We start from the raw sequence: 23,697 nt of genomic DNA, 5'->3' as shown, positions 1-23,697 counted from the left end.
AACTTCAGTGCCGCATGAGAAGACCCAGCAGAAAACCCGGAGAGCCCGATGTGAGCTTCAGGCAGCGGATGGCGGCGCTGAAGAATCTACCCGCTTTCTTTAAACTGGTCTGGCAAACCAGCCCCTGGATGACCACCTGGAACATCCTTCTGAGAGCCGCACAATCGGCCACGCCGCTCGGTTTGCTGTATATCAGCAAGCTGATCATCGACGAGGTGGTACGCCTCACCCAATCCGCCGGAGATATCGGCTACACGTATCTCTGGCAACTGGTGGCCGCGGAATTTGCGCTGGTCGTCGTTTCCGGGGCGCTCGGGCGCGCCATTGCGCTGGTAGACGGGCTCCTGGGCGAGCGCGTCGCCAATCACACCTCTGTGCGCATCATGCAGCACGCCGCCACGCTCGACCTCGACCAGTTCGAAGATTCCACCTTTTACGATAAACTGGAACGCGCGCGCCAGCAAACCGCCGGCCGCACGCAACTCCTCAGCCAGGTGCTCACGCAGGTGCAAGACGTTATCACCATGATCTTCCTCGCCGCCGGCCTGGTCACCTTCAGTCCATGGCTCATCCTGCTGCTGCTGGTGGCCGTGCTGCCGTCGTTCTTCTCCGAAACCCACTTCAACGACAAGTTTTACGCCCTGGCATGGGGCGAAACCTCCGCCAGGCGGGAACTTGATTACATCCGGTTCCTCGGCGCGAGCGACGAATCCGTCAAGGAAGTAAAGATCTTCAACCTCAGCCGTTACCTGGTAGACCGTTTCCGGGGACTGGCGGATAAATTTTACCGCGATAAAAAATCCCTGTCCATCCGCTACAACATCTGGGCGGTGGTGTTTTCACTCGTGGGCAGCGCGGGATATTATGCCGCGTATGTCATTATCATCCTGCAAACCGTGCGCGGGCAGCTCACCATCGGCGACCTGGCGTTCCTCGGCGGATCGTTCCGGCAGTTGCGCGGGTTGTTGGAAAGCGTGCTGATGCGGTTTACCAGCGTAACGCAGGGCGCCATTTACCTGCGCGACCTGTTCGAGTTTTTCGAGATTTCGCCCCGGATCACGCAGCCTGTGAAAGCGCGGCCTTTCCCGAACCCCATCCGCGAAGGGTTCGTGTTCGAGAATGTGGGCTTCAAATACCTGAATGCCACGCGCTGGGCCAACCGCCACCTCAATTTCACGCTCCACGCCGGCGAGAAACTCGCGCTGGTAGGGGAGAACGGCGCCGGTAAAACAACGCTTGTGAAGCTGCTGGCCCGTTTGTACGACCCGTCTGAAGGCCGCATCTTGCTCGATGGGCACGATCTGCGGGAATACGATCTGAACGAGCTGCGGATGCAGGTAGGCGTGATTTTCCAGGACTTCCAGCGGTACCAGATGACCTTTTCACAGAACATCGCCGTGGGCAATATCGCCGAAGTCGACAACCAGGCGCGGATCGAGCAGGCGGCGGAGAAAAGCATGGCCGATCTGCTCTATGGCCGCCTTCCCGCGGGGTACAACCAGATGCTGGGGCGGCGCTTCAGCAACGGGGTGGAACTGTCGGGCGGGGAATGGCAGAAAATCGCGCTGGCGCGGGCCTACATGAAAAATGCCCAGCTTCTCATCCTCGACGAGCCTACCGCCGCCCTCGACGCCCGTGCGGAATACGAAGTTTTCCAGCGGTTTGCCGACCTCACCCGGGGCAAAACGGCCGTCCTCATTTCCCATCGTTTTTCCACGGTGCGCATGGCAGATCGCATCCTGGTGCTGGAAGGCGGGGAGCTGCTGGAAATCGGTACGCACGAGGAGCTGATCGCCAAAAAAGGGCGGTACGAAGAATTGTTTACCCTGCAGGCGGCCGGTTACCGGTAAACTGATCATAATCATATTTCGGAACGGGATTCCGGCGTAGGTTTGCGCCATGGAAAAACAACAGGAAGCGCAGAAAAGCGCCCGGTCCATCAAACGTTTCAGGATCATCGCATGGCTGGAAGGGATTTCCTTCCTGGCGATCCTCTTCATTTCCATGCCGTTAAAATACTTTTTCGAAGAGCCCTGGCTCAATAAGCAGCTGGGCATGGCCCACGGGCTCCTGTTCGTACTGTACGTGGTGCTGGCCATCGAGCTGAAAACCATCCTGCAATGGTCCATGAAGAAAACGGCCATCGCCCTCGGCGCGTCGGTCGTGCCTTTCGGGACGTTCTTCATCAACGAAAAGTGGATCCACAAACAATAGTATTCTCAATCTTTCTTTACGATAATTTAGGCAAGCAAAAAAAGGGAGGCGTTTTCGCTTCCCTTTTCGTTTGTATGCAGTTTTGCGCGAAGCGTTACATAGAAGGCTCGTCGGCGCTCGGCCCGTAGCTGCCGGGGATCGGGATGTCGAGCAGGCGGAGGTAGACGCCCAGTTGCGCCCTGTGGTGGACGATCTGGTTGTAAGACATGCGGATCACCTCCGATTTGGGGTTCACGGCATGTATCTGATCGCCCGTGCGGAGGGTCCAGGGTTGGCCGAAAGTAGACTCGTCCGCCTGTTCGAGGCTGCTGATCCCTTCCTGTAGGGCCTTTTCGTGGATGGCCAGCAGTTCTTCGGCGTTAGACACTGGTGTAGGCGTCCAATCCATTCCGGCGAAATCCAGCTCATTGGTCTCGATGGCCATTTTCGTCCAGGAAGGCAGCTCAGCGATATGAACGGCCAGGGTGCGCATGTCCATGCTTTTGGGATGCGGGCGCCAGTCGAGCTTGTCGGCCGGAATGCGGCTCAGCATCTTGCGGGTCGTTTCGGCTTCGCGGGCCATTTCTTGCAATAAAGCGGGAATAGTTGCCATGATCTCAGTTTTTTTGGTTTGATGGTACAAAGATGAAACCGGGGCTTGACAACCCTATGTCAGCAGCTTTCATTTTTTTTGTGTAGATTTAGAAAAATAATCTCCGATGCGAACTGCTGTTTTACTGTCCATACCCATTATCCTTTTCGCCTGCCAGTCTTCCCCGTCAGCCAACCAATCCGCCGAAGGCGAAGCCAGTGCCCATTGTTACCGGAAGGTTACCGGGAAAGACACGTTCGAGTTGCAGTTGGTGGTAGATGATACCGACGTGAAAGGCGTGCTGGAATACAATTTCTTCGAGAAAGACAAGAATAAGGGTACCGTAAGCGGTACGTTGAACCATAATATCTTCAGGGGCACGTATCATTTCACGAGCGAGGGCGTAACGAGCGACCGCCCGGTGGTCTTCAAAATGATGGAAGATCAACTGTACGAGGCCCTTTACAACGACATAGATTCCAACGGGGTGGTTGTTTTCGCGAAAGACGATGCCCAACTCAAATTCGATCCTTCCCCTTACACCAAAACCGACTGCAAGTAAGTCGTTAAATCGGGCAATTTTCGTGGTAATCGATGAGCTGGATGGGTTCTTTTTCCATCTCGAAGCCTTCGTATTTCCGGAGCACTTCGTCCAGTACGGATTTGATCGCTTCCGGATCGCTGAGGGTAACGAGGCGATTGCGGAATTCCTTGATGCCGGGGAGGCCTTTCAGATAGGTGAGATAATGGCGGCGCATGGAGTAAATACCTGCCTGTCCGCCCCGCCATTGCAGCGATTTATCGAGGTGCTGCTTGCACACGGCCACGCGTTCGGCCACCGTGGGCGCGGGGAGCTCCTGGCCGGTATTGAGGAAATGGCGCACTTCCCGGAAAATCCAGGGGTAGCCGATGGCGGCGCGGCCGATCATGATACCGTCTACACCGAACCTTTCTTTATATTCCTTCGCTTTTTGCGGGCTGTCGATATCTCCGTTGCCGAAAATGGGGATGTGGATGCGGGGATTGTTTTTCACTTTGGCGATGAGCGACCAGTCGGCCTCGCCTTTATACATCTGGCAACGCGTTCTGCCGTGGATGGTGAGCGCCTTGATGCCCACGTCCTGCAGCCTTTCGGCCACTTCTTCGATGTTTTTGGAATCTTCGTCCCACCCCAGCCGGGTTTTCACGGTAACGGGCAGGGAGGTGGCTTTCACGCAGGCGGCGGTGAGCCGGGTCATGAGGTCGAGATTTTTCAGTACGCCGGAACCTGCGCCTTGCGATACGATCCCTTTTACGGGGCATCCGAAGTTGATGTCGAGGAAATCCGGCTTCGTGAGGTCCACGATCGCGGAGGCCTGGGCCATGCGGCCTTCATCTCCGCCGAAAATCTGAACGCCGGCGGGGCGCTCTTCGTCGAAAATATCCAGCTTGCGGCGGCATTTCGCCGAATCGCCCACCAAACCTTCACTGGAAATGAACTCGGTATACAGCAGATCGGCCCCGTTGGCTTTGCAAACCACCCGGAAAGGCGGATCGCTCACGTCTTCCATGGGCGCCAGCAACAGGGGGAATTCCGGCAGTGTTATATGTTCGATTTTGACCATCGCGGCCGCAAAATTACGAAAAATCAGGGATTCCGGCCTTTTTCGCCGGGGTAGAGGTACATGACGGTGTCGCTCTGGGTACAATCCCTCGACCGGAGCTCCAGGGCCGATAATTTCCCGGCAAACCCGGCGCCGGTATCCACGTTCCAGACGTTGCCGGCCTGCATGGGCCTGAACTCGCCGTAATTGGTGGTGGGCGTGTGCCCGATGATGATTTCGTGGAAAAGCCGCAGCCGTTTGGGATATTGTACGTCCGTGGTTTTTAACTTGGGATTGAGCGAAAGCGCCATTTCCCAAAGCGTACGGTCCCACATGTAATTATATTGATACCGTTCGAACTCGGGGCCGTGCATGGACGCGAACCCCGCGTGAATGTAAAGCCGGTTGTGCTCGTCGGTATAAAACTGCCGCATACGGCGGAAAAACGCAAGATGCTGCAGCCTTTTTTCCTGGGAAAGTTTCTCGTAACTCGCCACCGTGGCCATGCCGCCGTGCTGTAACCAGAGGTCCAGCGCGGGCTCGCCGGCCAGCCAGGATTCGCACCAGGCGTCGTGGTTGCCGCGCAGGAAGATACAATCGTACCGCTGCTCCAGCTCCATCATGTATGCAATGGTTTCGGCGGATTCGGACCAGCCGTCTACGTAATCGCCCAGGAAAACCAGCCGGTCGCCGGTTTTGGGCCGGATTCTTTCGATTATCTGCTGCAACGCCCGGTACGCCCCGTGGATATCGCCGATCGCAAAAGTTCTGCTCATGTGATGGCGAATGTACATTTTTTGGCGCTAACCTGTTTGTCAGCGATGGGGCGAAAGCAGGGAAAAGACGAAGATATCGGAGAATTTCCCGTTCCAGTACGATGCTTCGCGGAAAAAACCTTCCTTGACGAATCCCGCATGGGTCAGCACTTTTTCGCTCGCGGAATTGGCCGGGTCGATGATCGCTTCCACCGAATGCAGCCGGTACGTATCGAAACCGTGTTGCAGCACGGCGGCGAGGGCTTCGCGCAGGATCCCCTTGCCATGATAAGCGTCGTGCAGCATATATCCCACCTCGGCGCGGTGATGGGCCGCCTGCATCCGCACGTACCCGATCACCCCGATCACTTTATCTTCGCCTTTCAGCGTAATCCCCCAGTTGATCCCCTCGTTGCGTTCCGCCATGTCGGTAAACCGGTTGATGAGCTCCAGCGCATCTTCCTTTCCCGCCGCTTTCGGCCGGGGAATGAAATGCATCAACTGCGGATGGGAGCGCAGGTACAGCACTTCGTCAACGTCTGACGGGCGTATCTGGCGGAGCAATAACCGGTCTGTTCCGATCTCGGGTATGGGCGATAATTGTAAGGTGAGCATGCGGCAATTTAAACCAATTCAGGCTTCCATCGACAGCTCTTTCTTGTAATTGGTGAAATTCATTCCCGAAGCGTTCTTAAAGTACTTCGAGAAGTGAGATTTGTCTTCGAACCCAAGATGGTACGCGATTTCCTTCATCGAATAATTCTCTTTGTGGGTGGCCAGCATCCTGGCTTCCGACAAAATCCGACGGCGGATGTGCTCACTCGCCGTAACGCCCGTCAGCTCCTTCAACGTTGTGTTGAGGTGGTTGGCCGTAACGTGGAGATTGGATGCGTAGTCTGTCACTTTTTTGAGGAGGATGAACTGTTGATCGAGCAGCGAAATGAACTGCCGCACAAGCCCCGTTTTCCGGTCGGCCGAGTACCCGTTGCGGGGCGCGGGCAAACATCTTGCGATCTGGCGGAGGAGGATTTTGAGGTAATCGCGGATCATATCGAGCCGGTAAGGCCGGTCGGATTCCCATTCCAGGCGGATGAGGTGGAGCAGCTGGAGAACATCGCCCCGTTGCAGGTTATCCACACGGAGCACGGGCTTGCCGGCGGCGCCGAGGAGGCAGAGCTCATACACGAGCGGTATGTAGTGGATGAAATCGTGGGTGAAAGTGAAGGCATGGCCTTTCGCGTCGCGGGAAAATGCGCCTTCGCCGGATGCGGCGCTGCGGATGAAATAGAGCCCTTCCGCGGCCGGGGGCTGCTGGTCGAACAGGCAGGCGCCCTGGGTGAGGTGTACCAGCTGGATTTCGTTGCTGGCGCCGCCCGTACGGGCAGGGAGTGGCTGGAGGCGGAATGTTGGTGAATCTTGTAATTGCATGATATTGGATTTTGGGACTTATACGAACGATTGTTGTGCCAGCAGGTCGGCGATGAGCCGGAAATGCCTGTGGTAGAGGGTTTGGGGGATGGGTGGGAGCGCCCGGGCCGGTGGGTTTTTCCGCGAAATGCCGGTGCCGCCACGAAATATCATGACAGGTACTGCCGCCTTGTATTATCTTCAGGCAATGAAACGTATGATAAGCATTGGTCTCCTCCTGCTCGGGCTCTTCGTGCAGGAAGCGGCCGCACAGCGCAAAAAGCCCTCCGGCAGGAAGCCTAACATCATCCTGATCTACGCCGACGATCTCGGTGTCGGCGAAGTAGGCGCCTACGGCCAGCAAAAGATCGCCACGCCGCATCTCGACAAACTCGCCGCCCAGGGCATGAAATTCTCGAATTTTTACACGAGCACCCCTGTTTGCGCCCCCGCGCGGTGCATGCTCATGACGGGCCGGCATGGCGGGCATAGCTACATCCGCGGCAATTACGAAATGGGCGGCTTCGCCGATTCGCTGGAAGGCGGACAGATGCCCCTGCCCGAAAACACCCTCACCATCGCCCGGATGCTGAAAAGCGCCGGCTATAAAACGGGCGCCATCGGTAAGTGGGGCCTCGGCATGCATTACAATACCGGCAACCCCAACGATCAGGGATTCGATTACTTCTACGGATACTACGACCAGAAACAATCGCATAATTTTTACCCCAGCCACCTTTGGGAAAACGGCCGGTACGATACGCTCCGCAACCCCCCGATGTACGTGCACACGCCCTTGCAGCCCGCATCGGCCACGGACAAGGATTTCGGGCAGTTCACGGGGAAAGAGTACGCCATCGATAAAATGACCGGCAAGGCGCTGGAATTCATCAATAAAAGCGGCGACCAGCCATTTTTCCTCTACCTGCCCTACACGCTGCCCCATGTTTCCCTCCAGGCGCCAGACAGTGCCGTGCAGGCGTATGTCGGCAAATTCAACGAGCAACCTTACTACGGCAACAACGGATACGCCGCCGCCAAATACCCGCTCAGCACATACGCCGCCATGATCACCTACCTCGACTCGCAGGTCGGCATCGTCATGGACGCTATCCGCAAGGCAGGGCTCGACGAGGAAACGGTGGTCCTTTTCTCCAGCGATAATGGCGCAACCTTCAACGGCGGCGTACAGGCGGCGTTTTTCAACAGCGCGGCCGGACTGAGGGGATTGAAAATGGATCTTTACGAAGGCGGTATCCGCGAGCCCCTCATCGTTCGCTGGCCCGGGAAAATCCCGGCCGGTTCCACGTCGGGCCTGATCTCCGTGCAATACGACCTCCTGGCCACTTTTGCTGAAATGGCCGGCATCGCCGCACCGGAAAACGACGGTATTTCGCTATTGCCGGAAATGAAAGGGAATTCCCGTCAAACCGCCCGCCGGGAATACCTCTATTTCGAATATCCCGAAAAAGGCGGTCAGCTGGCCATCCGCATGGGCAAATGGAAAGCCGTGAAAACCGGCCTGAAACAGGATGTCACGCGTCCCTGGGAGCTGTACGACCTCGATGCCGACCCCGCGGAGCAACACAACGTGGCCGCCGCACATCCCGACCTGATCCCCCGTTTCGACGCCATCGTGAAAAAGGAACACCGCCCCGCGCACATCCGCGAATGGGAATTCCTCGACGTGAAATGGCCGAAAGACACGAAATAACGCTTGAAGCAGGACGCACCGGGACAGTTGATCCCGGTGTTTTTTTATATTACGCGCCATGAAGCGTTTTTATTTCCTGGCCGGCCTGCTGGCCACCCTCCAAACCTTCGGCCAGCAACCCGCCGGCCTGCGCTGTGAGCACCTGGTAAATCCATTGGGCATCGACGCCGCGCAACCGCGGTTTACATGGCGCATCTTATCGGGAACGGAATCCAGCAGCCAGGTAACCGTCAGCAGGGGCGGCAATACTGTTTGGGAATCGCCCAAAGTTAGCAACGGAGCAGGTTTTATGCGGTACAACGGCCCTGCGCTGGCGCCGTTTACCGGATACGAATGGAAGGTGACGGTGTGGGATGGCGGCCAATCTGCCTCCGCTACCGCCCGTTTCGAAACGGGCATGTTGGGGCAGCGCGCATGGAAAGGCGCCTGGATCAGTGATGTGAACGATGTGGACCTCAAGCCCGCAGCCCTTTTCAGGAAATCCTTCCGGGCCGGCGGGAAAGTCCGCAGCGCGAGGGCGTACATCGCCGCCGCCGGGCTGTATGAACTGTACGTGAACGGCCACCGCATCGGGGAGCATCGCCTCGATCCCATGTACACGCGGTTCGACCGGCGGAACCTGTACGTTACCTGGGACGTGACGCGGGAAATGCAGTCCGGCGAAAATGTATTGGGCGTCATGCTGGGGAACGGATGGTACAATCACCAGTCCACCGCCGTATGGGATTTCCATAAAGCCCCCTGGCGCGCGCGTCCGGCTTTCTGTATGGACGTGCGGATCACTTACGACGATGGCCGGGTGGAGACCATTTCCACCGGGAAAGACTGGAAAACCGCTACGGGCCCCGTCATTTTCAACAGCATTTACACCGCGGAACATTACGATGCCCGCCTCGAAAAGGAAGGTTGGGCCAATCATGGGTTCGACGATCAGGGATGGAAGCATGTGTTACTGCGTGCGGCGCCTTCCATGAACGTGACCGCCCAGGCCATGGTGCCGGTGGTGGCGAACGATACATTGCCGGCGAAGGATTTCCGCAAATTCAGCAGCCAGCGTTACCTGTACGATCTCGGCCGGAACATTTCCGGTGTTTCGAAAATCACGGTGAAAGGGCCGGCAGGCACGGTATTGCGGCTCCGCCACGCCGAAAGGCTGGATTCCGCCGGGCATGCCGATCAATCCAACATCGACGTGCATTACCGGCCCACAGACGATCAGGACCCTTTCCAGACAGACATCTTCATCCTGTCCGGCAAAGGGGAAGAAACGTTCATGCCGCGCTTCAACTATAAAGGTTTCCAGTTCGTGGAAGTGGAATCGAGCCAGCCGGTGGAACTGAAAAAGGAAAGCCTGACGGGATATTTCCTGCACAGCCAGGTGGCGCCGAAAGGATTCGTTCGTACATCCAACCCCGTTATGAACAGGATTTGGGAAGCCACCAATAATTCGTACCTCTCCAACCTGTTCGGCTACCCGACGGATTGTCCGCAGCGCGAAAAGAACGGCTGGACGGGCGATGCGCACCAGGCTATAGAAACGGCGCTCTACAACTTCGACGGCATCACGGTTTACGAGAAGTGGCTCAATGATCATTTCGACGAGCAACAGCCCAACGGCGTATTTCCTTCCATCATCCCGACCGGTGGCTGGGGCTACGAATGGGGGAATGGCCCGGATTGGACGAGCACCATCGCCATCATCCCCTGGAATATCTATCTTTTCTATGGCGATACCACGCTGCTCGCCCGTTCGTACGACGCCATGCGGCGGTATATAGACCATATCACGGAAATTTCACCGTCCGGCATTACCACCTGGGGCCTCGGCGACTGGATTCCCGTCAAATCCAAAACCCCCGTCCCTTTTACTTCCACCGCATTCTATTTCACCGACGTCACGATCCTGGCGAAAACCGCGAAACTGCTCGGAAAAACGGACGACCATACGCAATATTCCGCCCTCGCTGACCGCATCCGGAATGCGTTCAACGAAAAATACCTCAACGCCGCGACCGGCATATACGGACAAGGCGTTCAAACAGAAATGAGCGTGGCATTGTATATGGGATTGGTGCCCGATTCGCTCCGCGCCAAAGTTGCCGCCAATCTCTACAAACGTGTGGAAGCCGATAACTTCCACCTGGATGTGGGCCTGATCGGCAGTAAATCCATCCTGAACGCCCTCAGCGAAAACGGTTATGCGGATGCGGCGTACCGCATCGCGAGCCAGGAAGATTATCCGAGCTGGGGATGGTGGATCAAAAACGGCGCGACTACGCTCTACGAAAACTGGCCCATTAACGCCAAAAGCGATATTTCCCTCAACCACATCATGTTCGGCGAAATCGGCGCGTGGCTGTACAAAGGTATCGGCGGCATTTTTCCGGACGAGCGCAGCCCCGGGTTCCGGCATGTGCGCATGGTCCCGCATTTCGTGAAAGGCCTCGATCAGTTCGAGTGCCATCACGATGGCCCTAATGGTCGCATAATTTCGTCCTGGGTACGCAAGGGCAAAACCGTGACTTACACAATGACCATCCCGCCGAACAGCACGGCTACGCTGCAATTGCCGGGCAGGCCGCTGGTAACGGCCGGCGCGGGCAAGCATACTTACGAAATAAAGGACTGACCGATACGTTGATTTTTCATGCTAAAAAGCCTGTCGCCGCGGTTCCGGCAGACAGGCTTTCTTTTTTCGCCAGGGGTAAACCTGCGGATGGGAGGGGTTTTCAAAGTAATTCCTTCGCGTGGCGGATGTTGCTTTTGATGGTTTCCCAAACTTCTTCGAATTCGCCGTTCAGCATCAGTTTCGTCATGGAAGCCGCCATTCCGCGGACTTGTTTGAATTCGATTTTCGGCGGCATGGCCAGCGCGTTGGGGTCTGTCATGATGTTCAGCAGCACTGGCCCCGGTTGCGCGAAAGCGTTGCTGATGGCGGCTGTCACCTGGTCGGGCTGTGAAACGGTGATGCCTGGGAGGCCGTATGCCTGCGCCAGCATCGCGAAATCCGGATTGTGCATGTCTGTCTGCCAGTCGGGCAGGCCGGCCACTTCCATTTCGAGTTTCACCATGCCCAGCGAGCGGTTATTGAACACGATGATCTTCACGGGGAGTTTGTATTGTGAGATGGTAGCCAGGTCGCCGGTGGTCATGGACAGTCCGCCGTCGCCACAAAGCGCCACCACGGCACGTTCCGGAGCACAGAGCGCTGAGCCGATGGCCTGCGGGAGCGCGTTGGCCATGGAGCCGTGGTTGAAGGAGCCGAGCAGTTCCCGGTTGCCGGTGGCATCGAGGTAACGGGCGGCCCATACGCAGGTCATGCCTGTATCAACGGTGAAAATCGTGTCTGGCGGGGCTTTTTCGTTGATGGTTGCGGCTACGTATTCGGGATGGATTTTATTTTCGTCGCCGGCGTCATTCACATAAGATTGCAGGCGGTCTTTCACTTTGGCGTAGAGTTTCAGTTCGTCGTCCAGGAAATCGTGGTTGGTTTTGGGTTGGATGAGGGGCAGGAGTGCGGTGATGGTTTCGCGCACGGTGCCGTGGAGCCCCTGGTGCAGGTGCGCCCTTCTTCCCAGGCGTTCCGCCTGCGCTTCGACCTGGATGATGCGGACATTATCCGGAAGGAACGGCGTGTACGGGAAATCCGTCCCCAGCAACAGCAGCGTATCGGCATGATGCATGGCATGGTAGGCGGAAGGCAATCCCAGGAGGCCGGTCATGCCCACTTCGAACGGGTTATGGTGCTGGACGGCCATCTTCCCCCGGAAAGAATATCCCACCGGTGCCTGGAGCGCCTTTGCGAGGGCGAGTATTTCGCCGTGCGCGCCCGTGGCGCCGATGCCGCAGAAAATGGTGACTTTTCCGCTGTCGTTGAGGGTATCGGCTAAGGCAGACAGTTCGCCGGGGGATGGAATGATGCCGCTTTGCGTGGGGAATACGGTGTGCGAGGATTCTCCTTTTTCCGCGTCCAGTTCGGATACATCGCCGGGCAATCCGAACACGGCCACGCCTTTCCGGCTAACGGCGGTTTGCATGGCCATTTGCAGCATACGCGGCGCCTGGGCCGCGGTGGTGGCCATTTCGCAATAGTAACTGCAATCGTCGAACAGCTTATGGATATTGGTTTCCTGGAAGTAGCCGGAACCGAACTCGCGGGACGGGATCGCCGAAGCGATCGCCAGCACGGGCGCGCCAGACCGGTGCGCGTCGTACAGTCCGTTGATGAGGTGCACATGCCCGGGCCCGCAACTCCCCGCGCAACAGGCAATCTTGCCCGTCAATTGCGCTTCGGCGCCGGCGGCATAAGCCGCGGTTTCTTCGTGCCGCACGTGGATCCACTGGATGTTACCGTCGCGGCGAACGGCGTCGTTGAGATGATTGAGGCTGTCTCCCGTAACGGCGTAAATCCTTTCCACGCCCGCGGCGCGCAGCATTTGAACGATCTGTTCTGCAACAGTTTGGGCCATTTGTGTGTTGTTTTTCAGAGTTATAACAGGCTTTCGGCCGAATAGTTGTCATGATATTTGTCATATTTAAAATGTATCGATTATGATTTTGGTAACAGGCGTTACAGGGCATCTCGGCAAAGCGGTCCTCCGGAACCTGCTGCAGCGCACGGATGCGGGCAACGTGGCCGCGCTGGCCCGCAACCCGGCGAAGGTGGAAGGTTTACATGTGGCCGTCAGGCAGGCGGATTACAACGATCCCGCATCGCTGGAACATGCGTTCCGCGGCATCGATACCCTGTATTTCGTGTCGGGGAACGACGTGCAGCGGCGGCTGGAGCAACATGAGAACGTTGTGAGCGCGGCGAAGGAAGCAGGGGTTGGGCATATCATTTACACGAGCTTCCAGCGGAAAGACGAATCCGGCCGTTCGCCCATCGCCGACGTGGCCGGCGGGCATCTCAAGACGGAAGCCGCCATTCGCGCATCTGGCGTCCCTTTCACGTTCCTGCTGCATAATCTTTACCTCGATTTCATTCCGTTTTTCATCGGGAAAGACGTGCCAGATACTGGCGTCATCTATCAACCGGCGGGCAACGGGAAAACGGCGTTCGCCTCGCGCGACGATCTTGCGGAAGCGGCGGCGAATATTTTATTGTCGGTCGGGCATGAAGGGAAGTCATATAATTTTTCCAACATGGCGGCCTGGAGTTATGGAGACATTGCGGAGATCATCGGCGGGATTGTGGGGAAGAAGATAGAATATGTATCGCCCACGCCGCAGGAGTTCCTGGCAACGTTGCAGCAGCAGGGTGTTTCAGCGGAAGCGGCAGACGGGGCGCTGGCATGGGCCCTGGCGATCAAGGCCGGCGAGTTCGATACGCCGGGGCAGGACCTGGAGCGGATATTGGGCCGTGCGCCCATGCAGCCGCATGAATTGCTGGCGAAGGTGTATGGAAAATGATCCGCTGTTCCACCGGTCTTGAAAATCTTGGCAAGCGCCAAGATTTTTTTGTGCAGGCGCGGCATTTTTGTGGCGTAATCAAAACAGCTTTCAATTATGAAGTCAAGCAAAACACTTCGCATCCTTTCCCGCATCTATATCTTCTTTTCCGCTGCCAGCCTGCTGTACGTGAGCCTGATGGCGTTCGCGAGCCCGCAGGCGGTGATGGACCTCGTGCAGGTAAAACTGCCGAACCCCGATTCCTTCAGCTCCATCCGCGGCGTATACGGCGGCGTCGGCCTCACGATCGTGGTGATGCTGGTGCGCTGGGCGTTGCGCGACGAGCGGCAGGGGACCCTTTTCCTCACGATGCTCTGGGGTTTCTACGCCATTTCGCGGTTGATGACGTTGGGCATGGAAGGGCCTTTGGGCGCTTTCGGCATGCAGTGGCTCATCACAGAATCTTTCCTCTGCGCGGTGGGCGCGATATTATTGATCTTCCAACTGAAGGCCGCCCGTATTGCCCGGGCGTAAACGGTCTGCACAGGCGTGTGTGCGGAGAGATCCAATCCGGTGGGCCAATGGCCTGCCGGTTTTTTTGTTTTTGGAAGGTAGCTGCTAATGTTAAGGAATTATGAACGGATAATTTTTGCAGCCTGGAATGCTTTGCTGCGGCTGGTTACAGTTTTTCTGGGGATGACGGGTGCATCGTCAATATTAACAAATTATCAATTCTGCTTTTCGTGAACAGGGCGACGGAAAGAAAGGGTTTACTTGCATTCCGACCAAGATCGAGAGATCCATCGTTATGCCAATTAGCCCATTATTCCCCCAGGCGAGTCTGCGATTTCCCGTAAAGGGCGCGCCGCCAGACGCCGGAAACCTCAGCCGCCAGGTACCGGCGGAATTCAAATCGTTGCTGTATCCTTTCGCGGATGCATGGTTGGAGCGGCATCCCGCTGCAGACATATTGCACCAGGTATCAAACGTAAATGGTTATACGATCAGTAACCATATGATCATGGCGCATGAGGATGTGATGCTGTCCCCTGTTGCCGGGGAGCCGCTGCACCTGCTGCATTTCATGCTGAAGGGGAGCATCCGGTGCAACCTGGGAGGGCGATCGGTGTGGCTGCGGGCCGGACAGTTCGGATGTTTCCGGCTGGAAGGGAATGAAAACGAAGCCTGGCTGGAAAAAGGCAGGACGTACGAATTATTCCAGATCGATATTTCACCGTCGCGGCTCGGCGAGCTCGCTGCATTCCACGCCGCTTTCCGCCAGCTGGAAGCCGGCGATGCCCGCAATGCTTTCGTGGACGCGGGTTCCGGCATCATGCCCGGAAATGTCTATGCCCTCATCGATGCTATCCGACAGCTGCCGCCAACCGGCAATATGTTCAAACTGGCCACCGCAGCCCGCATCGATCTGCTCATCGCCGAAACCCTTTCCGCAACGGCCTCCGGCCAGGAAAACAACCAGCACCGGGGCGACGAGATCCTCTTCGATACCATCCGCGCCTATATGCTGCATCACCTCGCAGATGTATTGCAGAACAGTGAGATCGCGGCGGCATATTGCATCAGCGAATCCAAGCTGAAAACCGGTTTCAGGCAGCGTTTCGGCGAATCCCCACAGGCCTGGGTGCGCCGCGTCAGGATGGAAACCGCTGCGGAACTGGTGCGCCACAGTGCGTATTCATTGCACCAGGTGGCAGCGATGGTCGGATATGCAGACTACAGCAACTTCTCCCGCAGGTTCCACGCACATTTCGGCCATCCGCCGAGTTACCTGAAAAGACAATAAAATTGTCGTTCCCGCTATTTTATCTTTTTGTTAAATCATGGAAATTTATAAAAGACACAGGTAAGCTTAACCCGGAGTGCCGTATCGAAGACGAACTAGAACTTTAGACAAAACCCTTTACAACCCTTTTTTTCCATGACAACAGACACGCTGGATCGACTACAGCGTCTGGACCATCTCATCCGTACCAAAGCTACCGGCACGCCCACGCAGCTGGCCCGGCGGATAGGTGTTTCGGAACGATGCCTGTACAAGTATCTGAACCTGATGAAAGACTTCGGCGCGCCGATCAAATTCTCGAACGCGCGCCAGAGCTATTGCTACGATGAAGACGGGACCTTCGTCGTCAATTTCTTTTTCCGCAAATCCTCCAGTCCCGTGCTCCTTTTATTCCTCATCATCAATTGTTGACGCATGCCTACCATCACTGTCAGCATCCCCGTGGATGGCACCCTAGTTCCCCAAAAAGCCGAAAAGGTGGGCGGGAAGCGGATCGGATTTTATTATATCATCCTCAAAAGCCTCAAGGAAAGCAGGAAGAACGATGTGGTAAAGTGCCTTTATATCAAGGGCCTCACGAAATTCGGGTATTGCGTCATCAAGGAAGGATCGGCAGGAGATTCGAAAGATAATGACGGCCGCGATATCCAGGACCGGCTGAAATGGCAGCGGGACCTGCACGGGCGGCTGGGCAAATCGTTACGCCTGCCGAAGCTGTTGGGGGAATTCGAGGAGAATGGGAATTATTACCTGGTGATCGAACATTTGAAGGGAAAACCATTGCATGAGTTGGTCAAAGGAAACAGGAAACTGCGGCAAAGCCTGCTGGATGGAACGGAAGAAGGAAAGAAAGTGATGTGTTACCTGCGCGATTCCGTCGGCATCCTGGGGCAGCTCCACAGCCTCGGTATCGTTCACCGCGACGCAACATTGAATAATTTCATGGTGACGGCGGGGGGAAAGGTAGCGGTCATTGATATGGAACTGAGCTATTCCCTGAACGATCATTTCCCGAGCCCGCCCTTTGCTTTGGGAACACATGGGTATATGTCGCCGGAGCAGGAGGCGATGGCATTGCCGACGGTAAAGGAAGACATCTTCGCCGCCGGGGCCATGATATTATATGCGTGGAGCGGCATTTCCCCGTTGAAATTCGTGAACGCCCCCTACAAGTGGCTGGAAGATGCCGTACGGTATTTTGTGCCGGTCGCAGACATCGCCCGGCTGATCCTGCAATGCATGCACCCCGACCCGGCGTTACGGCCCGATGCGCTGCAGCTGCATGCTTCGTTGGACGCACATATCCGGTCGCGCCGCAACCGGGTGGTCATTTCCCGGCAAGCGAACTGGTCGCCGGAAGCCGTTCATGATGCCCTACAATCCGGTTTGCAGGCGATGGGAAGCCCGATGTTCGCCGATCCTGATAAGGGCTGGTTTGCCGAACATATGGTGGACCCGCCAGACCATTCGAACCTGATCCGCAAAGGCTGGTACGCCAGTTTTAACCGGGGCGTTTCGGGGGTACTGTATTTCGCGGGAAGGGCCTATGCCGCGGGGCTGGACCTAACCCCGATCGCCAGGCCGGTGGAGCTGGCCTTGCAATTGATACGGGTCAAGTATGTGGAGAACCTGGAAAGAAGCAATACGGGCTTCCAATTCGGCTCAGATGGTGTTGCTTATGCACTGGCGGAGACCGTTCGCCGGGGATGGCTCAACGGAAGTTCTGCCATGCAGGCGCATTGGGGAAACATGCTGGCCCGTAAAGATGACGCTATCAATCTTGCGGATGGATGGGCCGGCCAGGGCATCGCCAGGTATGCCTGCCAGGGTTTTACAGATAATGTGCCGCCGCAGGAATTGGCGGACCTGCTGCTGGACTTGCAGCTGGAAGACGGCAGCTGGTTATATAAGCGCAAAAGGCCCCGGTTTTATTTCCTGGAGGGAATGGCGGGGATCATCTACTTTTTATTGTGCCATGCGCAGGCTTCCGGTAGCCGCGAGGCAATGATTGGAGCGGAAAGGGGATTGGGGTTTATGGCTGCCGCAAGGAAGAAAGGTATCGGCGTCCCCGTCACCTGGAAGCCGAAGGGAGAACATCTTTCCGACCATAGCTGGTGCGATGGCAACCCGGGTATGGCACTTGCCTGGCTGAAGGCCTGGGAATTGACCGGTACGCCCATGTATCGCGCAGTGGCGGAACAACTGCTCGAACAGCACGATATTAGTCAGCATTGGAGAAACCTAAGCCTCAAGTCGGGAATAGTGGGCGTCGGTGAAACGTACCTCGAAGCAGCGGTGGTGTTGGGAGACGAACGATACCTGGCCATGGCGCGCCAGGTGAGCGAGGTGCTGCTGCATGCCATGCGGCCGGGTAAACATGGGCCGTATTGGCTGGTAGATAATGACAAGCAGCCGGTGACCGGATTGATGATCGGGAACACAGGGTTGCTGCATTTCCTGTTACGGTCGCTCTATCCCGGGAAATTCGGGTTTCCGGGATTGTTATGACCGGAGTCAAGTACATATTGCGCCCAATGTTCTTTATCCCTGATTAAGGGTAAGGCTACCGGCCGGTTTTCGGACCTGGATCCCTGGTACAGCCGTACTTCTCCGGAATCCGTGTCAGCCAGCAACAACAATTTTACCTGGAGCTTTTTCCTCAATGCGCTCAACTCCGATAAAGCCAGCTCACCGGGCTTCCGTTCCAGTACCGGCCATTTGATCCGGTCTGCGGGCGTTTTCCTGATCCACGGGCAGCTGGCCTTTCTGCGGCATTGCACCACCGCCATATCCCCGATTTTAAGATGAAGGTGTTTGCTCATGAGCCATCTGAACAATTCCTGGTTGCCATCGTACAAAAATACGTATTGGCTGACGGCGTTTATGGCCTTGGGTGCATATGGTGGCTGCAAACATTTCCAAGACCCGTCGAGATGTTTTTCTTCCATTGTTCCCGGGAGAAAGTGCACATGGCCCTTATGCTTTATCGCAGAAGATTCCAGCCCATAAAAAAACCACAGCAGCCGGATACTTTGTTCACTGCCGTCGAGGCAATTGCCCAAAACCACCAGGTGCCCATCCCCGAAAATCCAACGATAGGATGGTGAAATGACACCGAGTTGCCGGAGCATTCCGGCCGTGCCGTCCAGATCCCCCGGGATACCCGTTACGAAGGCGGTTTTTTCCGGCAGGAACCAGGCTGTGCTTTCTTCCGATGCATATTTCAGCCGGATGGAAAGCGTTGCCGGAGAAGGAGGAGCATCGCCGGTATGGATGGATATTTTAGCGCGTGTAGGCATTGCTTGTCATTTGAATCGATATCCTCTGAAAAATTCGCGCAGATCTTCCTTGATCGTATGCGGAAGCGCATCGATCTTCCGGTACACTTTCCCGCCGGCCAGGAAGTAAATGGCAGGGTTGTCATTAAAGAGATGTTTTTTACGCGCCATACCGGTACTGTCGAACAGCAATACACCGGGAATGTCCGGGATTCCGGGATGACCAGCGCCTTTAAAATAACTGCTCATGGTTTTCATGCCCGCATCGGCCGATAATACAATGAAATGATGGGCCGGAAAGTGATGGCGGAAAGCCACGATGCTGTCGATGGTCTTGACCCGGCAAGACGGGCAGCTGGCTTCCAGCGGCAAAACCATCACGACCGCGAATTCCATTTGCCGCACAGAATCGGGAATGATGCCCGAAAGCGATTCGGTGATCAGTATCCGTCGGTCGGTGTCAGACAACAGGGTGTCGCGCGCGGTGCGCGCCGGCCGGCTGGACCCGGCTCCTGAGCTGCAGGCAATCGCCAGCCAGCATATCGGTAATAGTAAGCGGTTATTTTTCATGCGATCGGTTTGCGGCATGCCGGGTTTGGTATTCGAGCCGTATAAAAAGCAATTCCGTTTCGCTTTTGGGAAGTATCCGGGCATACATCCGGCCATCCGGCACGAAAAAGACTTGTTTCACGTTGATGTCTGACGGGATTTCAGATTCGCCGATGATCCTGAACTGCTTGTCGAGTATGAGGAAGCGCATAGGCTTGAAACTTTTGGTTTTTTCGAATTCCTCCCGGGTAGTGCCAGACCGGGCGATGCGGAGATAGCGTTTGTGATAAGGGTCGAAATAAATACCGCCGTAGGAATCGGATTGGTTGTAGAGGCGGGCCGACATGCGGGCTTTGCGCATACTGTCTTTCGGCGCTACGGGAATGGGCGTCGTCTGGAATTTACTTTTCGCGAACCAGGCGTTGTGCAAATGGTCCAGGTCTGTTTCGTACAACATCGTATCCGCCGCAAAACTGAACACGAAATTCCCGTCGTCGTTGATGCAGTAGCTCGACCGGTGAAGCGGGTAGTTGTAATAGTTCCGCAGGTACATGCCGGGCATGCCGTATGCCGTGGTCACTGTACCTTCACGGGGTTTACCGGCCCAGAGGTTCTCCCATTTCCGCACATCTTCCAGTGATGCGGCATTTACGGTGGAATAGCGGCTCAGGTAGATTTTGCCGTTTTTCGCAACCGGTGGATGGATGGGGGAGATGTCGGGTTCGAGGATGACGCCGTCCACCACATTGGGTATTTCCCCGAGCACATGCATGGCACTGTCTACAAGACTGAATTTCGTTTTGGATAGCACATAAATGCTGTCATAGGATTGCAGATATGCGTCATGCAAGGTGTAGGGCTTGAATATTTTTCGGAGGAGGATTTTGTTGATCAGGCGACAGGAAGGGTATTGGTATTCCAGGATACTTTCCGACCGTTGATCGAAGAACGCGATAACGGTTTCGCCGTTGCGTTGCCGGATGCTCCAGGATTCGAGGTCGCCGAAGGAATCTTCGTCGAGCGGAAATCGAAGCGTATCAGCGGTTGGAACGATCGAAACCTTCTCGTAGTCCGGTTTTTGATAATGGGCAACAGGCGGTGGGCGATGGTTGCCAGCGCAGGAAAGCAGCAACAGTAGCGGAAGAATTCGTAATAGCGTTCGTTGCATGATGCAGAAGGGCTTGCGTCAAGAAAAGCGGGTTGTCGTTCCTCCCAAAGTTAGGGTCCGCTACTGCACATTTCGTTCAGTCGGGAAGGGAAGGCGGCAGGTTGGGGGCGATGTTGCGGGGAGCGATAACGCCTCTCTTTCGGGAGGCGTTATCGCTGTATGTTACGGATGGCCGTATAATATCAAGGCACGTTGTTGGTTGTGCCGGTAACAGTGTAGTTCGCACCCAGCGGGCTCGTACGGGTGATAAAGCCCTGAGAGGTACCGGAACCAGGGGTGTTGACAGTTTTCGTTACAGTATAATCACAGTCGGCAAGCAGGTTATCGATTTCCTGCTGGCTGGCCTGACGGCAGGTAACATCGTTCAGGCTTTCCGCTCCGTTTGCGGTGGAACCGAGGATTTCACGACCGTTCCAGGCTCTGGCGGGGTCTTTCACATTTTTCTTGGCGGGAATGAAAGCGGCAGTAACTGCGGATGCGCCGATCAATGCAAGACCGATTAATGAGAATCTTTTCATGGTGAAAAATTTTGTGGGTTTTGAAATATGACTGGAACAATGGCCATTGTTGAATTCATACGAAATTATCCAAGCCTACTGTACATTTCGTTCAGTGATGGTGGACGGTGGAAAAAAGTGCCCCGCTGCGGCGGGGCACTTTTGTTATGCATATTTCCCATGAAATCGGTTCATTCTTTCGGCATTACCGGATGCTGTGACCCATCTGCGGTGATCCGGCGTAGCCGGTCATGTTCGATCAGCAATCCTTCCACATCTCCGCTGGCATGATGCGTATCCACATCGATCACTTTGCCGCCGTAAAATGATGACACGTCCGCCACGATCGTGTGACCGGTAATAATGCGTGAAACCTGGAAGCGGGACAGCGTTTTTTCGATGTCCGCTTCCGGCGTCCGGCCCGGTTTTTCATGTTTGCCGGCATAATAGCCCCGGTACCATAGCGGCGCGTCTTTATCCATATGAAGCATTCGGTGAAGCGATGCCGCTGTTGAATCGGTAATGCCTTTTTGAAGGAATTCCCGGCTGAGTTGATTGATTTCTTCCAACTGTAAATTTGTGGTGTTGAAGGCGGGGCTGATGCCGCCATGAACGAACAGGTTATCGCCGATCTTGACAAGCATATTACGGCTGCGGAGCCAGCGCCCCAGCTCGCTGTTCTGTCCTAATAATTCATCGTATCCGCGATGCATCAGCCGCGCGTTTTCCAGGTATTTCTCCCGTACGTACCTGACATCCCCGCCCAGGTTCATGATCTCGTGGTTGCCCAGGATGAAATGCAGTTGCCCACCCGCTTTGGCGGCTTCGTCTTCCAGTTTATACAACAGCCAGAGGCATTCCGTTACCTGGAACCCGCGGTCCATGAAATCGCCGTTCAGGACGAGGTGGTTGCTTCCGAAAATCCAGTTGTACGCGTCGTCGATAACACCGTGCCGGATGAGGAATTTCGCCATGGCCGGCAGATTGCCTTCCATGTCTGATAGCACGATTATTTTTTCGGGTTGTTTGTACTGTGATGCGGGCGGCGTGATGGTGGTTTTGAGCGGAATCCGGAAACTTTTGCCCGCTTCATGGGTGGCAGCATGAACGTAGGCCGGCTTTTTCCCGATGCGCGTGTCGGTCGTAACTTCCGGTCCGTCGAGGTGATAAACGACCGTTGTGTCGCCGGAATATTGTACGTAGGGCCCGTCTTTCAGCTGGAGCAGCTTTTCGCGCAAAATGGAAAGTAACGCTGCGGCCGTGTCCGTGGTGGGGTCGGGAAGGTAATAACGTGCATCCCGGTATCGCAACTCCTTGTAATTGTACGGGAGAACCACTAGCGTGCGCCCTGGCGCCGCGGCATTGTACGTTTGCATGTAGTCGTACAGGTCGTTCGTAGCCGGCGCGGAAAGCGGGGTCACACCCGGCATGTTGCCTGTTTTTTGCTTCCGGGTATCGATGGCTCGATGGCGGCGGATGATGCCGATGCGCAGATGCGGATTTCCCGTGAATTCCCGGACGATCGCATGAAAAAGTGGGTCGCGCACCTTGTCCGTTTCGTCTGCCACGCCGAGCACGGTGATCGTATTTCCCAGGTTGCTCAGTGTAAACGGCTGGCCGAGGTTGTCCTGCAAGCCGAGGAATTGGATAATGTCCGGCTTCCGGAAGTAACTTGACCGTACGGCGTCGTTTTCCTCTTTCAGTTGCGAAAGGCAGGTTTTGTCCTGTAAACGCGTATCCAGGTATTTGATGACGGTATCGGCCAGGGTTATGTCCGCGACGCGCAATATTTTATCGGATAGCAGGAAGGCCATGAACTGATCTTTCAGCCTGCCGTGCATGAGCCTGTCGCTTTCGTGCAGTATTTTCCAGATCTTGAAATCGGTGAATGCCTTCTCCGATCGTAATGATGTGGCTTCCGGCGATTCCGGATCGAATTGGTACACCAGGCACCGTGCTTTCATCATTTCATAATATGGCTCCATTTCCAGGGCGGGCATGTCGCTGTTCATCAACCACCGGAAATTTTCATTTTCCATCTCCGTTTCGTACATGCCCCGGATGTCGCGGAAAGGAACGCCGAGGCGCTTTCTGGCTGCATTCAGGTTGATGTAGCAGAGGCTTCTCGTAGATTCGATCAAAGCTATTGCTGAGGCCCTGGTTTGCGCCCAGCCGGAGTCCGGATACTGTTTTTCGTATGTGTCCAGCAGCCGGTGGGTAGCGGAAGATAAACTGTCGCAGAGGTCCATCTTATTCCGGAAATCTGGGAGGTCTTTCAACCTTTTGCTAATATGAGTAGGGGAAAGATGGAACTTTTCGTACAGCAATTTACTTTTTTGCGCAATTTCCAATCGATAGCGTGCCTGGGCTTTCACTCTTTCGCTGCCCTGTCCTGAGACACTGATCTTATCATCGTTGTATTCGATGATGAGACTGTCTCCGGGATAACTGATCCAGTGCTGGCGTTGTTGAGGTGCTTCGACGACGATATGGAGCGGTTCGTCCGTATCCAGCTTCCATTTTTCGCCATATCCTTTATTCGGGACGAGCAACGTGTGTTTTCCGTAGTACCTGCTGAAATTGAAAGCCTGGGAATAGGTGATCCTGATTTTCGCGGCCGATTCCATTTTCGCCGAAACGAGTTTCAACTTGATGGTGCTTTTACGCTGGCTCTCCCGCGCGGATGAATGCAAGGCACTGCTGCATATCAGCAGTGGCAAGGCATACATGAATACGTTCGTTATAATTCGCATGTAAAGATGATTT

At 55.6% G+C, this 23,697-nt stretch carries 22 protein-coding genes; 10 read left to right on the top strand and 12 right to left on the bottom strand.

The window, feature by feature from the left end; all coding sequences use genetic code 11:
- The first annotated feature begins 14 nt into the window (after positions 1–14).
- Both WJU22_RS20390 and WJU22_RS20385 read left to right on the top strand, forming a co-directional pair.
- A complete protein-coding gene (locus WJU22_RS20390) occupies positions 15–1,850 on the top strand; it encodes an ABC transporter ATP-binding protein (RefSeq protein WP_341840016.1) in 1,836 nt (611 codons plus the stop codon).
- A gap of 49 nt (positions 1,851–1,899) precedes the next feature.
- Complete coding sequence (locus WJU22_RS20385; RefSeq protein ID WP_341840015.1) at positions 1,900–2,214, top strand: DUF3817 domain-containing protein; 315 nt, start codon at positions 1,900–1,902, stop codon at positions 2,212–2,214.
- A gap of 94 nt (positions 2,215–2,308) precedes the next feature.
- Here the strand turns inward: WJU22_RS20385 and WJU22_RS20380 are convergent, their stop codons facing one another.
- On the bottom strand, positions 2,309–2,806 hold the full coding sequence (locus WJU22_RS20380) for a DinB family protein (RefSeq protein ID WP_341840014.1): 498 nt from the start codon (positions 2,804–2,806) through the stop codon (positions 2,309–2,311).
- Between the two features lie 106 nt (positions 2,807–2,912).
- Here WJU22_RS20380 and WJU22_RS20375 point away from each other — a divergent pair, with 106 nt between their 5' ends.
- On the top strand, positions 2,913–3,347 hold the full coding sequence (locus WJU22_RS20375) for a hypothetical protein (RefSeq protein WP_341840013.1): 435 nt from the start codon (positions 2,913–2,915) through the stop codon (positions 3,345–3,347).
- Between the two features lie 4 nt (positions 3,348–3,351).
- Here WJU22_RS20375 and dusB read toward each other — a convergent pair whose 3' ends face one another.
- The 5 genes from dusB to WJU22_RS20350 are packed head-to-tail and all read right to left on the bottom strand — an operon-like array spanning position 3,352 to position 6,704.
- Positions 3,352–4,389, bottom strand: a complete 1,038-nt coding sequence (dusB, locus tag WJU22_RS20370) for a tRNA dihydrouridine synthase DusB (protein ID WP_341840012.1) — start codon at positions 4,387–4,389, stop codon at positions 3,352–3,354.
- Positions 4,390–4,412: 23 nt separating this feature from the next.
- A complete protein-coding gene (locus WJU22_RS20365) occupies positions 4,413–5,144 on the bottom strand; it encodes a metallophosphoesterase family protein (RefSeq protein WP_341840011.1) in 732 nt (243 codons plus the stop codon).
- 39 nt (positions 5,145–5,183) lie between these two features.
- Positions 5,184–5,738, bottom strand: coding sequence for a GNAT family N-acetyltransferase (locus WJU22_RS20360; protein WP_341840010.1), 555 nt, complete (start codon positions 5,736–5,738; stop codon positions 5,184–5,186).
- A gap of 18 nt (positions 5,739–5,756) precedes the next feature.
- Complete coding sequence (locus tag WJU22_RS20355; protein WP_341840009.1) at positions 5,757–6,551, bottom strand: helix-turn-helix domain-containing protein; 795 nt, start codon at positions 6,549–6,551, stop codon at positions 5,757–5,759.
- 18 nt (positions 6,552–6,569) lie between these two features.
- On the bottom strand, positions 6,570–6,704 hold the full coding sequence (locus WJU22_RS20350; protein WP_341840008.1) for a hypothetical protein: 135 nt from the start codon (positions 6,702–6,704) through the stop codon (positions 6,570–6,572).
- A gap of 34 nt (positions 6,705–6,738) precedes the next feature.
- Between WJU22_RS20350 and WJU22_RS20345 the strand changes: the two genes are divergently transcribed.
- Both WJU22_RS20345 and WJU22_RS20340 read left to right on the top strand, forming a co-directional pair.
- The gene (locus WJU22_RS20345) at positions 6,739–8,244 is read left to right on the top strand and encodes an arylsulfatase (RefSeq protein ID WP_341840007.1); all 1,506 of its coding nucleotides are present in this window, start codon (positions 6,739–6,741) and stop codon (positions 8,242–8,244) included.
- 58 nt (positions 8,245–8,302) lie between these two features.
- Positions 8,303–10,873 carry an alpha-L-rhamnosidase gene (locus WJU22_RS20340; protein WP_341840006.1) on the top strand — a complete coding sequence of 857 codons (2,571 nt, stop codon included), beginning with the start codon at positions 8,303–8,305 and terminating at the stop codon, positions 10,871–10,873.
- A gap of 100 nt (positions 10,874–10,973) precedes the next feature.
- Here WJU22_RS20340 and WJU22_RS20335 read toward each other — a convergent pair whose 3' ends face one another.
- A complete protein-coding gene (locus WJU22_RS20335) occupies positions 10,974–12,713 on the bottom strand; it encodes a thiamine pyrophosphate-dependent enzyme (protein WP_341840005.1) in 1,740 nt (579 codons plus the stop codon).
- Positions 12,714–12,795: 82 nt separating this feature from the next.
- Here WJU22_RS20335 and WJU22_RS20330 point away from each other — a divergent pair, with 82 nt between their 5' ends.
- From WJU22_RS20330 to WJU22_RS20310, 5 genes are all read left to right on the top strand, one after another.
- Complete coding sequence (locus WJU22_RS20330; RefSeq protein ID WP_341840004.1) at positions 12,796–13,656, top strand: SDR family oxidoreductase; 861 nt, start codon at positions 12,796–12,798, stop codon at positions 13,654–13,656.
- A 96-nt stretch (positions 13,657–13,752) separates the two neighbouring features.
- The gene (locus tag WJU22_RS20325) at positions 13,753–14,169 is read left to right on the top strand and encodes a DUF4345 domain-containing protein (protein ID WP_341840003.1); all 417 of its coding nucleotides are present in this window, start codon (positions 13,753–13,755) and stop codon (positions 14,167–14,169) included.
- Positions 14,170–14,443: 274 nt separating this feature from the next.
- Positions 14,444–15,439 (top strand): helix-turn-helix transcriptional regulator, encoded by a 996-nt coding sequence (locus WJU22_RS20320; protein ID WP_341840002.1) that lies wholly within the window; start codon positions 14,444–14,446, stop codon positions 15,437–15,439.
- A 135-nt stretch (positions 15,440–15,574) separates the two neighbouring features.
- A complete protein-coding gene (locus tag WJU22_RS20315; protein ID WP_341840001.1) occupies positions 15,575–15,850 on the top strand; it encodes an HTH domain-containing protein in 276 nt (91 codons plus the stop codon).
- A gap of 3 nt (positions 15,851–15,853) precedes the next feature.
- On the top strand, positions 15,854–17,947 hold the full coding sequence (locus tag WJU22_RS20310) for a lanthionine synthetase LanC family protein (protein ID WP_341840000.1): 2,094 nt from the start codon (positions 15,854–15,856) through the stop codon (positions 17,945–17,947).
- Here WJU22_RS20310 and WJU22_RS20305 read toward each other — a convergent pair.
- From WJU22_RS20305 to WJU22_RS20285, 5 genes are all read right to left on the bottom strand, one after another.
- A complete protein-coding gene (locus tag WJU22_RS20305; RefSeq protein WP_341839999.1) occupies positions 17,911–18,738 on the bottom strand; it encodes a hypothetical protein in 828 nt (275 codons plus the stop codon). The genes WJU22_RS20310 and WJU22_RS20305 overlap by 37 nt on opposite strands.
- Before the next feature lie 6 nt (positions 18,739–18,744).
- Entirely contained in the window at positions 18,745–19,287 is a 543-nt protein-coding gene (locus tag WJU22_RS20300; RefSeq protein ID WP_341839998.1) for a hypothetical protein, read from the bottom strand.
- Positions 19,277–20,434 carry a DUF4221 family protein gene (locus tag WJU22_RS20295; protein ID WP_341839997.1) on the bottom strand — a complete coding sequence of 386 codons (1,158 nt, stop codon included), beginning with the start codon at positions 20,432–20,434 and terminating at the stop codon, positions 19,277–19,279. Before WJU22_RS20295 ends, WJU22_RS20300 begins: the two co-directional genes overlap by 11 nt.
- A gap of 182 nt (positions 20,435–20,616) precedes the next feature.
- Positions 20,617–20,952 (bottom strand): hypothetical protein, encoded by a 336-nt coding sequence (locus WJU22_RS20290; protein WP_341839996.1) that lies wholly within the window; start codon positions 20,950–20,952, stop codon positions 20,617–20,619.
- Positions 20,953–21,122: 170 nt separating this feature from the next.
- The gene (locus WJU22_RS20285; protein ID WP_341839995.1) at positions 21,123–23,684 is read right to left on the bottom strand and encodes a metallophosphoesterase; all 2,562 of its coding nucleotides are present in this window, start codon (positions 23,682–23,684) and stop codon (positions 21,123–21,125) included.
- Positions 23,685–23,697: the final 13 nt, after the last annotated feature.

The organism is Chitinophaga caseinilytica, from assembly GCF_038396765.1.
GTDB lineage: Bacteria > Bacteroidota > Bacteroidia > Chitinophagales > Chitinophagaceae > Chitinophaga > Chitinophaga caseinilytica.
The sequence above is the reverse complement of the archived record's forward strand: the minus strand, read 5'-3'. Positions and strand labels throughout refer to the sequence as shown.

Coding starts and splice junctions, on each gene's coding strand:
- WJU22_RS20300 (WP_341839998.1), bottom strand. CDS start 19,287: ATGAAAAATAACCGCTTACTATTACCGATATGCTGGCTGGCGATTGCC.
- WJU22_RS20350 (WP_341840008.1), bottom strand. CDS start 6,704: ATGATATTTCGTGGCGGCACCGGCATTTCGCGGAAAAACCCACCGGCC.
- WJU22_RS20390 (WP_341840016.1), top strand. CDS start 15: ATGAGAAGACCCAGCAGAAAACCCGGAGAGCCCGATGTGAGCTTCAGG.
- dusB (WP_341840012.1), bottom strand. CDS start 4,389: ATGGTCAAAATCGAACATATAACACTGCCGGAATTCCCCCTGTTGCTG.
- WJU22_RS20330 (WP_341840004.1), top strand. CDS start 12,796: ATGATTTTGGTAACAGGCGTTACAGGGCATCTCGGCAAAGCGGTCCTC.
- WJU22_RS20320 (WP_341840002.1), top strand. CDS start 14,444: ATGCCAATTAGCCCATTATTCCCCCAGGCGAGTCTGCGATTTCCCGTA.
- WJU22_RS20305 (WP_341839999.1), bottom strand. CDS start 18,738: ATGCCTACACGCGCTAAAATATCCATCCATACCGGCGATGCTCCTCCT.
- WJU22_RS20380 (WP_341840014.1), bottom strand. CDS start 2,806: ATGGCAACTATTCCCGCTTTATTGCAAGAAATGGCCCGCGAAGCCGAA.
- WJU22_RS20345 (WP_341840007.1), top strand. CDS start 6,739: ATGAAACGTATGATAAGCATTGGTCTCCTCCTGCTCGGGCTCTTCGTG.
- WJU22_RS20310 (WP_341840000.1), top strand. CDS start 15,854: ATGCCTACCATCACTGTCAGCATCCCCGTGGATGGCACCCTAGTTCCC.
- WJU22_RS20285 (WP_341839995.1), bottom strand. CDS start 23,684: ATGCGAATTATAACGAACGTATTCATGTATGCCTTGCCACTGCTGATA.
- WJU22_RS20360 (WP_341840010.1), bottom strand. CDS start 5,738: ATGCTCACCTTACAATTATCGCCCATACCCGAGATCGGAACAGACCGG.
- WJU22_RS20325 (WP_341840003.1), top strand. CDS start 13,753: ATGAAGTCAAGCAAAACACTTCGCATCCTTTCCCGCATCTATATCTTC.
- WJU22_RS20340 (WP_341840006.1), top strand. CDS start 8,303: ATGAAGCGTTTTTATTTCCTGGCCGGCCTGCTGGCCACCCTCCAAACC.
- WJU22_RS20365 (WP_341840011.1), bottom strand. CDS start 5,144: ATGAGCAGAACTTTTGCGATCGGCGATATCCACGGGGCGTACCGGGCG.
- WJU22_RS20315 (WP_341840001.1), top strand. CDS start 15,575: ATGACAACAGACACGCTGGATCGACTACAGCGTCTGGACCATCTCATC.
- WJU22_RS20355 (WP_341840009.1), bottom strand. CDS start 6,551: ATGCAATTACAAGATTCACCAACATTCCGCCTCCAGCCACTCCCTGCC.
- WJU22_RS20290 (WP_341839996.1), bottom strand. CDS start 20,952: ATGAAAAGATTCTCATTAATCGGTCTTGCATTGATCGGCGCATCCGCA.
- WJU22_RS20335 (WP_341840005.1), bottom strand. CDS start 12,713: ATGGCCCAAACTGTTGCAGAACAGATCGTTCAAATGCTGCGCGCCGCG.
- WJU22_RS20385 (WP_341840015.1), top strand. CDS start 1,900: ATGGAAAAACAACAGGAAGCGCAGAAAAGCGCCCGGTCCATCAAACGT.
- WJU22_RS20295 (WP_341839997.1), bottom strand. CDS start 20,434: ATGCAACGAACGCTATTACGAATTCTTCCGCTACTGTTGCTGCTTTCC.
- WJU22_RS20375 (WP_341840013.1), top strand. CDS start 2,913: ATGCGAACTGCTGTTTTACTGTCCATACCCATTATCCTTTTCGCCTGC.